Below are 9,765 nucleotides of genomic sequence, written 5' to 3'. Positions count from 1 at the left end.
CGGGCAGCGCCTTCGCCGCCCCGGCGGCGCTGGCGGCCGCCCGGTCCGGCGGGGTCGCGGTGGCCGCCGTGGCGAGCAGCGGCGGGTCCCAGGGCGACTACGGCGCGACGTCGCTGTCCGCCTCGGGTGCCTGGTCCGCGTCCGCCTCGGGCGCGTTCACGTACCGGTACCCGATCACCGCGCCCCCGTCGCTGGGTGGCGCGGCGCCGACCGTCGGACTCGCCTACGACTCGCAGTCGGTGGACGGCGAGACCTCCGCGCGCAACTCGCAGTCGTCCTGGGTCGGTGACGGCTGGTCCTACAGCCCCGGCTTCATCGAGCGCTCGTACAAGACCTGCAAGGACCAGGGGATCGAGGACTCGGGCGACTCCTGCTGGGCCGGCTGGAACGCCACGATCTCGCTCGGCACCCACAACGGCCAGCTGCTGCGGGACTCGGACGGGACGTACCACCTCCAGACCGACGACGGCACCAGGATCGAGCGGCTGACCGGAGCCACCAACGGCCTCTGGCAGGGCGAGTACTTCAAGGTCACCACGACCGACGGCACCGCCTACTACCTCGGCCTCAACCACGCTCCCGGCGGCAGCACGGACGACGCCACCGGCAGCGCCTGGGGCATCCCGGTCTACCACCCCAAGTCGGACGATCCCTGCCACAGTTCGGACAAGGGCGACGACTCGCAGTGCGACAAGCCGGTCGGCTACCGGTTCAACCTGGACTTCGTGGTCGACCCGCACGGCAACGTGCAGCGTTACGACTGGTCGACCGAGTCGAACTACTACAACATGGGCTTCGGCCAGATCCCGGACGAGGACAAGGACGACAAGGGCGGCACCCTCACCCAGTACACCCGGGGCGGCCACCTCACCCAGATCTCCTACGGCTACCAGCTGGCGGACGCCCGGGCGGGCCGTGAGCCGGCCGCCAAGGTGGTCTTCCGCACGGCACAGCGCTGCACCACCTCGGACAGCGTCTGCAAGGACGGCAACCTCTCCTCGGACACCGCCGCCAACTGGCCGGACACCCCGTACGACCTGAACTGCCCCTCCGACTGGAAGACCAAGATCGGGGAGGAGGGCGACACCGACGGCGTCTGCCTGCAGAGCGGTCCCACCTTCTGGCAGACGTACCGGCTGAAGGGCATCGACACCAAGGTCCGGACCTCCTCGGGCTGGCAGGACGTCGACAGCTACGAGCTGAAGCAGGTCTTCTCGGACGCCGGCGGCACCTACGACCCGGTCACCGGCAAGACCCAGGACCCGAAGTCCAGCGGCTCGCTGCAGTCGGTGATGTGGCTCTCGGAGATCGTCCACACGGGCAAGGACACCTCCGCCGGGGGCGACGACCCGATCTCCCTCGACCCGGTCACGTTCGTCGGCATCGAGACGGACAACCGGGTCGACGGCCTCACCCCGGCCGCCCCGCCGCTGTTCCACCCGCGGATCTCCAGCGTGCAGACCGAGACCGGCGAGTCCGTCGCGGTCACCTACCGGGCGCCGGAGTGCTCGCGCGAGAAGAACACCATGCCGGCCTCGGCCGACTCCAACACCATGGCCTGCTACCCGGTGTTCTGGAACACCCCGGGCGGGAAGGACCCGATCGAGGACTGGTTCCACAAGACCCTGGTCTCCAAGGTCACCTCCAGCGACCGGACCAAGGCCGGCTCGCCCGCCAAGGTGACCGACTACACCTACTCGGGCGGTGCCGCCTGGCACCGCGACGACTCCGAGCTGACCGACGACAAGCACCGGACGTGGAACGAGTTCCGCGGCTACCGGACCGTCACCACCACCACGGGCGCCGCCCCGGACCCGACCACCCAGAGCACCGTCTCCTACCTCCAGGGCATGGACGGCGACTACCGCAAGGACGGCACCCGGCGCAGCGCGAAGGTGACGAACTCGCTCGGCGAGGAGATCACCGACAGCGCCTGGCTGGCCGGCACCCCGTTCGAGAGCCAGGGCTTCACCAAGGCCGGCGGCACCGTCGTCACCAAGACGCTGACCGACGTGCCGGACTCGGTGGTCGTGGCGACCGCCGGGCGCACCGCGTGGACCTCGGAGGACCCGAAGCCGGACAAGCTCTCGACGCTGCCCGACCTGACGTCGCGCCGGGTGCGCTCCAGCGGCAGCCGTTCGCTCGGCCTGCTCAGTGACGACCGCACCTGGCGGACCTCCCGGAGCGGCACCACCTTCGACGACCTCGGCCGGATCTGGAAGGCCGACGAGCAGGGCGACCTGTCCGTGCCCTCCCAGCGGACCTGTACGGTCACGACCTACGCCGACGCGCCGTCGGCCAACCCGATGATGCTGGTCTACCCGAAGGAGACGCTCAGCCTCGCCGGCTCGTGCGACACGAAGCCGGGGCAGGGCACCACGCTCAGCCACAAGCGGGTCTACTACGACGGCGACGGGACGGTCACGAACCCCGGCACCCTGGGCCGGCTCGGCCAGCGCTCCGGTTCGCTCGGCCTGGTGACCGCCACCGAGTCGGTCACCGGCTACGACAAGGCCGGCAACCCGCAGTTCCAGGTGCTCGGCGCGATGGCGTACGACCGCTACGGGCGCGTCAGCGACAGCACCGACGCGGCCGGCCGGACCACCACGACCACGTACACGCCGTCCACCGGGCTCCTGCCGACCGCGGTGTCGACCGAGAACCCGCTGAAGTGGAAGGCGACCAGCACCGTCTCGCCGGGCCGCGGCTCGATCACCCACGCGGCCGACGTCAACGGCCGGGTCACCGACTCGGCCTACGACGCCCTCGGGCGCCGGGTGAAGGTGTGGATGCCGGGGCGGAACAAGGCGACCCAGTCGCCCGACCGGACCTTCGCGTACGCGGTCCACGGCGCCGGGGACAGCCCGGACCCGTCCACCGTCACCTCCAGGACGCTGCGCGAGGACGGCACCTACAGCACCGAGGTCACCTTCTACGACGGGACGCTGCAGGCGCGGCAGACCCAGACGACCACCGCGGACAACTCGGTGGGCCGGCTGGTCTCCTCGACCTTCTACGACTCCCACGGGTGGACCGTCTCCGCCATCGCGAGCTACTACGACGCGGCCAACGCGCCGGGCACCTCGATGTGGGCGGAGACCAACAAGACCGGCCCGGCGGTGACCCGGACGTCGTACGACGGCCAGGGCCGGCCGGTCACGGTCCAGCAGGTGTCCTTCGCGAGCACGCTCTGGCAGACCGCCACGACCTACCGGGGCGTGGACCGGGTGGACGTCACGCCGCCGCCCGGCGGCAAGGCGACCACGGCGTACACCGACGCGCTCGGCCGGCGGAGCTCGACCGTGGTGCGCGACACCACGCCGGACCGCAAGCTCACCGGCGGCAGCGTGATCGCCTCCGGGACCTCGGTGGTCTCCCGCAGCGTCCGCCTGGCCATGCAGGCCGACGGCAACCTGGTGCTGACCGCGCTGGTCGACGGGAAGTCCCTGTGGTCCTCCGGGACCGCCGGCCACCCCGGCGCGTACGCGAGCGTGCTCGCCGACGGCAGCCTCGTGGTGCTGGACACCACCGGGAAGACCACGCTCTGGACCAGCGCGAGCGGCGGGCACACCGGCGGCTACCTCAAGGTGCAGGGCGACGGCCGGGCCGTCATGTACGACGGCGCCAACACCCAGCTCTGGTCGGCCGGCCCGGTGGGTGCCGCGGCCGCGGACATCACCACCACCTTCGGCTACACCCCCCGCGGCCAGGTCGAGACGGTCAAGGACACGGTGGGCAACACCTGGTCCTACACCTACGACGTGCAGGGCCGGGTGGTGGCCCAGACCGACCCCGACAGCGGCAGCTCCAGCAGCACCTACGACCCGCTCGGCCGGGTGCTGACCGTCAAGGACGGCCGCGGCCAGGTGCTGTCGTACAGCTACGACGAACTCGGCCGCAAGACGGCGGAGTACACCGGTGACACGCCGGGTGACCCGGCGAAGGCGCTCGCCGAGTGGACGTACGACTCGCTCGGCAAGGGCATGCCGGTCTCGTCCACCCGCTACGTGGGCGGCAAGAGCGGCAGCGCCTACGTCAAGAAGGTCAACGGCTACAACGCGGTCGGCCAGCCGACCGGCACCACCACGGTGATCCCCGCGGTCGAGGGCAACCTCGCCGGGAGCTACAGCACGACGGCCTCCTACACCGAGACGGTCAGCCTGCTGGCGTCGACCACCTTCGGCACCGAGGCGGGCCTTCCCGCGGAGACGGTCGGCTACGGCTACAACCTCCAGGGCAAGCTGGTCGCGATGGGCACGCCCAGCCGGCCGTACATCGCCACCGTCGCCTACAGCCCGCAGGGCCAGGTCCTGCAGACCACCCTCGGGACACCGAGCAAGCAGCTGCGGACCGCGCAGACCTGGGACCAGGCCACCGGCCGGCTGGCCACCAACCGGGTCACGCTGCAGAGCAACACGGCCAACCCGATCTCGGCGACCACCTACGGGTACAACGCGGCGGGCAGCGTCACCGCGGTCTCCGACGTCCAGTCCAGCGGCGGCACCGACCGGGTCACCGACACCCAGTGCTTCGGCTACGACGCGCAGAACCGGCTGACCACCGCCTGGACGGACACCAAGGGGCTGGGCGCGGTCACGGCCGGGCAGCTCACCAAGTGCGCCACGGCGGCACCGTCGCCGGGCACCATCGGCGGGCCGTCCCCGTACTGGCTGGACTGGCAGTTCAACCAGCTCGGTGACCGGACCCAGCAGGTCGCCCACGATGTGAAGGGGGCGGCCACCAAGGACGTCACCCAGACCATCACCTACCCGGGCGCCGGCGTCACTCCCGCGAAGAAGCCCAACGCGGCCAGTGCCGTCACCACCACCGGGCCGTCCGGCAGCACCACCGTCGTGCCCGACTACGACAGCGCCGGCAACACCAGGACCCGGACCGGGCCCGGCACCAGCCAGGCCTTCGAGTACAACGAGGAGGGCCGCACCAAGGCGGTCACCACCAACGGCACGGAGGCGGGCTACCTCTACGACGCCGACGGCAGTCTGCTGATCCAGCGCAACCCGGGGACCAACCTCCTCTACCTGTTCGGCGGCGCGGAGCAGCTCAGGCTCGACACCGTCAAGAAGACCGTCACCGGCCTGCGGTACTACCACAGCCCGGACGGCACGGTGATCGTCCGCTCCTCGGCCGGTACCGTCAGCTACCAGCCGACCACCCCGCACGGCACCGCCCAGCTCCAGGTCGACGGCGCGAGCCTGGCCGTCGTCCGGCGGGCGTACGACCCGTACGGGAACGCGCGCGGCGCCGCGCCCGCGGCCTGGGCCGACAACCGGGGCTACCTCGGCAAGCCCACGGACGCCACCAGCGGGCTGGACCTGCTCGGGGTGCGCGTCTACGACCCGATGATCGGACGGTTCCTCACCGTCGACCCGGTCTTCGAGTCGGGCGATCCCAACCAGATGGGCGGCTACGGGTACGCGGCCGGCAACCCCACCTCCGGCAGCGACCCCAACGGCCTCTGGTGGAGCTGGGGCGACGTCGGGAGCTTCTTCACCGGCGTCGGCGACTCGATCGTCGGCGACCCGTACCAGTGGAGCGTCAACACCCTCTCCGACTGCTGGAACTCCTTCGCCGACATCGCCAACGGCGACAACCAGGTGTTCAACGACATGTTCGGGTACTCCAACGAGTCCCCGTTCAGGCTCGGCCACACCGGGTACGTGGACGACACGCCGCTGGCGGACCTGTTCGAGGTGGACACCAGCTCCACCTCGTACTTCGCGGGCCAGGTCACCGGTGTGGTCGGCTCGTTCGCGATCGACGGCTACGGCGCGGTCAAGGCGATCAGCGGCGGCGTCAAGGCCGTCAAGGCGATCAAGACGGCGGTGTCCGAGGGAGAGGACGTCGTTAGCGCGGTCAAGAAGCTGCTCTCCGGCGACCTGCCCACCACCACCAAGGCGGACCCGGCTCCGACCACGCCGAAGACGGAGAAGCCGAGCAGCCCGAAGTCCGGCACCGGCAAGGGCGGCGACGACCCGGGCGCTCCGGCCTCCGAGACGCCGGCGGCCGGCAAGGACGCCGGGCGCCCCAGCGGCGGCGGCTCGCCCGACAGCGGTGGCGGCGGCACCGGTACCAAGGGGCCGAAGCCCGGCAAGGCGGAGGACACCCTGGCGGGGGCGAACCCCGGCGGCTACACCGACAACTGCGGCGCCTGCGCCCAGGCCGGCGACAGCCGTCTCGCGGGCACCCACGACGGTGCCACGGCCTGGGACAGCGGCATCCTCGCCCCGGAGGAACTGGAGTACAAGTACGACTCCCTGTTCCACATGACCGAGGGGGTCGACGACATCAGCCACCAGCTGACCGTGCTCGGCTACGGCACCCGGGGCATCGTGTTCGGCTGGACCGACGGCGTCGACGTCGGCCACTACTTCAACGTGGTGAACGACGCCGGTGTGATCAAGTTCCTCGACTACCAGAGCGAGACGCACGCCGTGACCTCGCAGTGGGAGAATCTCGAAATGATGATCACATGGTGGTGAGCCAGGAGAGGAAGCGGATGGTGAGCATGGACCAGGAGTCGGCCCGGCTGGCGGCGGACGCGTACTGCCGCGAGCGGGTCCGCGGCTGGGACGAGCGCGCGTACCGGCTGCGGATCGACGAGACGGTCGCCGTCGAGGGCGCCTACGTCTTCGGCTACCTGCCGACGGTCCCCGACGCGCGCGGGCGACTGCGGGTCGGCGGGAACCTCCCGGTGATCGTGGACCGGGAGACCGGCGCGTGCCGCTTCGTCGCCGGCGTCACGGAGTACTTCGCACTCCGGGACGCGGCGAAGCCGCAGGACTGACCCCTCCCGAGGCCGGTGCCCGGGTGCGCTACGGCGCACCCGGGCACCGGCCTTTCGCGACGGCCCGAGCGGACCACCCCGTCGGAGGTGGCGAGGCCGGTGACCTGGGCATGGCTGGAATCTGTCGCGCAATATGACCTGTGACATTGTTCTGATGCCCATTCGATGGCAGGATCCGTGTCGATTTCCTTCGTTCAGCCCGACCTCACGTCAGGCTGCCCCCACTCGCAGAAGGACTCAGCGTGCAACTGCGCACACGGCTCTCCACCCTCGCGGCCGGCGTCATCGCCTGCTGCGCCACGGCCACCGCCGTGCTCCCGGCCCAGGCCTTCGCGGCACCCGCCGCCGACGGACCGATCCGGATCGCGACGGCCACCCCGGCCGCCGCGGCCGCCTTGAGGCCGGCCGGCCCCTCGGGCCCCGGCGGGGCGACAGCCCGGTCCGAGGACCTCGCCGCCCCCGCCGTCCCGATATCCCCGGCGCTGCTCAGCGAGACCCTCATGGGCGAGCCGGCCCCGGCCCGCCCCGATTCCGAGGCGGCGCGCTCCCGTTCGGCCGCGCTCGCGGGCGCCGCCGAGCAGAGCTGCACCCCGGCCGACTTCGCCGCCCGCTCCGGTGCCGACCTGGTCGCGTTCCTCAAGAGCTCGACCACGGACTGCGTCTCCTCGCTGTTCGGCAACGGCAGCGCCGACCCGGGCATCTTCAAGCAGGCCCGGATGCTGCCCGTCGCCGCCGCGTTCAAGGACCTGGCGGCCGGCTACACCGGCGACAACTCGACCGGCATCCTGCAACTGGTGCTCTTCCTGCGGGTGGGCTACTACATCCAGTCGTACTACCCCGACGCGACCGGCCCGTACGACGCCACGCTCACCAGCGGCGTCAAGGCCGGCCTGGACGCCTTCTTCGCCGGCGCCCGCTGGCACGACGTCACGGAGAACAACGGCGAGGTGCTCAGGGAGGTGCTGACGCTCACCGACAGCGCCAACATCCAGGGCGCCTACCTGAGCGTCTACCAGCGGGTGCTGGACGACTTCGACAACTCCTACAACGCCCTGCCGAAGATGGTCGGTGCGGTCAACTCCGTGCTGCGGTTCCCGCTCTGGCGGGGCAACACGAACCCGGCCTTCGTCAGCGCGCTCGGCGCCGACCCGCGGCTCGTCACCTCCCTCGCGAACTTCGCGGTCAACCACAAGGACCTGCTCAGCGGCCCCAACGCCGTCCTCGACACCAACGCGGGCAACGACCTGGCCCGGATGGCCGGGACGAGCGCCACCGTCGAGGCGGTGGCCAAGCCGCTGGTCAAGCGGGTGCTGGACGCCGCGCCGCTCCTCACGGCCGACGCGCCGCTGTACGTCCACACGGCCTTCCAGGCCACCGTCTACGACAACGGCCAGTGCTCGTACTACGGCATCTGCGACCTGCCCGCCAAGCTCACCGCGGTGGTCCTGCCGCACCAACTGGTCTGCGACAACCGCACCATCCAGACCCAGGCGCTGTCGGCAGCCGAGCTGGCCACCGTCTGCGCCAGCCTGCGCAACGAGGACGCGTTCTTCCACAACGTGGTCAAGGACAACGGTCCGATCCCGAACCAGTACGACAAGACCGTCACCCTCGGGGTCTTCGCCAACAAGACCGACTACACCACCTACTCGTGGGCGATCTTCGGCAACTCGACCGACAACGGCGGCCAGACCGTCATGGACCCGACCGACCCGAACAACCGGGCCGCGAACGTCATGTACCAGAAGGCGTGGAACAACGGCGACCCCGCCCGGGTGTGGAACCTCAACCACGAGTACACCCACTACCTGGACGGCATCTACGACATGAAGGGCAGCTTCGCCACCCAGACGTCCGTCCCGGACATCTGGTGGGTCGAGGGCCTCGCCGAGTACATGTCCTACAGCTACCGCGCCACCACCGACACCGACGCGATGGCCCAGGCCGCCAAGCACACCTACAAGCTCAGCACGGTCTTCCAGAACACCTACGGCAACTCGGACTCGACCCGTGTCTACGCCTGGGGCTACCTGGCCGTCCGCTACATGCTGGAGAAGCACCCCGCCGACGTCCAGGCCATGCTGGCCCGCTTCCGGGTCGGTGACTACACCGGCGGCTACGCGGTCTACAACGGCCTCGGCACCTCCTACGACGCCGACTTCGACGCCTGGCTCACCGCCTGCGCCGCCGGGGCCTGCTACGCGGCGGGCCCGACCGCGCTGTTCGACACGTCGGTGAACGGCGCCACCGTCAGCGCGACCGAGCGGTCCGTCCAGACCGGCCCGGGTCGGATCACCGCCTGGCACTGGACCTTCGGCGACGGCACCTCCTCGGACGAGCGCAACCCGAGCCACACCTACGCGGCCGCCGGCACCTACACCGTCGCCCTGACCGCGACCGACGACACCGGCAGGACCGCCACCACCCCGGCCTCGGTCACCGTGACCGCCGCCCCGGTCACCCTGCCGAACTGCACCGAGCAGCGCGCCGACGCGATGGGCCGGAACTGCTCGCGCACCGGCCGCGCCGCGACCGCCGGCAACACCGACTACCTGTACGTCTACCTGCCGGCCGGCACCTCCACGCTCAAGGTCACCACCTCCGGCGGCACCGGGACCGCGCACCTGTACTACAACCCGGGCACCTGGGCCTCGCCCAGCGCCTTCACCGTCTCCTCCACCGGCGCCGGGACCACTCAGTCCCTCACCGTCACCAACCCGACCGCCGGCTACCGCTACCTCAGCCTGTACGCCGTCACCGACTTCAGCGGCGTCACGGTCAGCACGCAGTTCTGACCCCGAGACCGTTCACGAGCGGCTCCCGGCGGGGTCCGACCGAATCCTCATCGGGACGTGTCGGCGCCGTCCGGGAGCCGCTGAGCCAGATCGTAGGGCCTGCGCGTGACGGCCGTCGCCGCTGCCCGGGTCGCTGCCGGGTGCGCGGGTGGGAGCGCCGCCCGG

General features: G+C 71.0%; 3 protein-coding genes. All 3 read left to right on the top strand.

The genetic code is table 11. The features are described 5' to 3' along the window. Positions 1 to 68: 68 nt before the first annotated feature. The 3 genes from ABZ497_RS35840 to ABZ497_RS35830 all read left to right on the top strand — a co-directional run bounded on the left by ABZ497_RS35840 (position 69) and on the right by ABZ497_RS35830 (position 9,600). Positions 69 to 6,500 (top strand): RHS repeat-associated core domain-containing protein, encoded by a 6,432-nt coding sequence (locus ABZ497_RS35840; RefSeq protein ID WP_359812089.1) that lies wholly within the window; start codon positions 69 to 71, stop codon positions 6,498 to 6,500. Beyond that, positions 6,491 to 6,805: a hypothetical protein gene (locus tag ABZ497_RS35835; protein WP_329485193.1), complete on the top strand. Its 315-nt coding sequence runs from the start codon at positions 6,491 to 6,493 to the stop codon at positions 6,803 to 6,805. Before ABZ497_RS35840 ends, ABZ497_RS35835 begins: the two co-directional genes overlap by 10 nt. 242 nt (positions 6,806 to 7,047) lie before the next feature. Then, the gene (locus ABZ497_RS35830; RefSeq protein WP_359812085.1) at positions 7,048 to 9,600 is read left to right on the top strand and encodes a collagenase; all 2,553 of its coding nucleotides are present in this window, start codon (positions 7,048 to 7,050) and stop codon (positions 9,598 to 9,600) included. The last annotated feature ends 165 nt before the right edge of the window (positions 9,601 to 9,765 follow it).

It is taken from the genome of Kitasatospora sp. NPDC005751 (assembly GCF_040630835.1).
Lineage (GTDB): Bacteria > Actinomycetota > Actinomycetes > Streptomycetales > Streptomycetaceae > Kitasatospora.
The sequence above is the reverse complement of the archived record's forward strand: the minus strand, read 5'-3'. Positions and strand labels throughout refer to the sequence as shown.

Excerpts from the sequence above, each read along its gene's own strand:
- ABZ497_RS35835 (WP_329485193.1), top strand. The coding sequence starts at position 6,491 with ATGGTGGTGAGCCAGGAGAGGAAGCGGATGGTGAGCATGGACCAGGAG.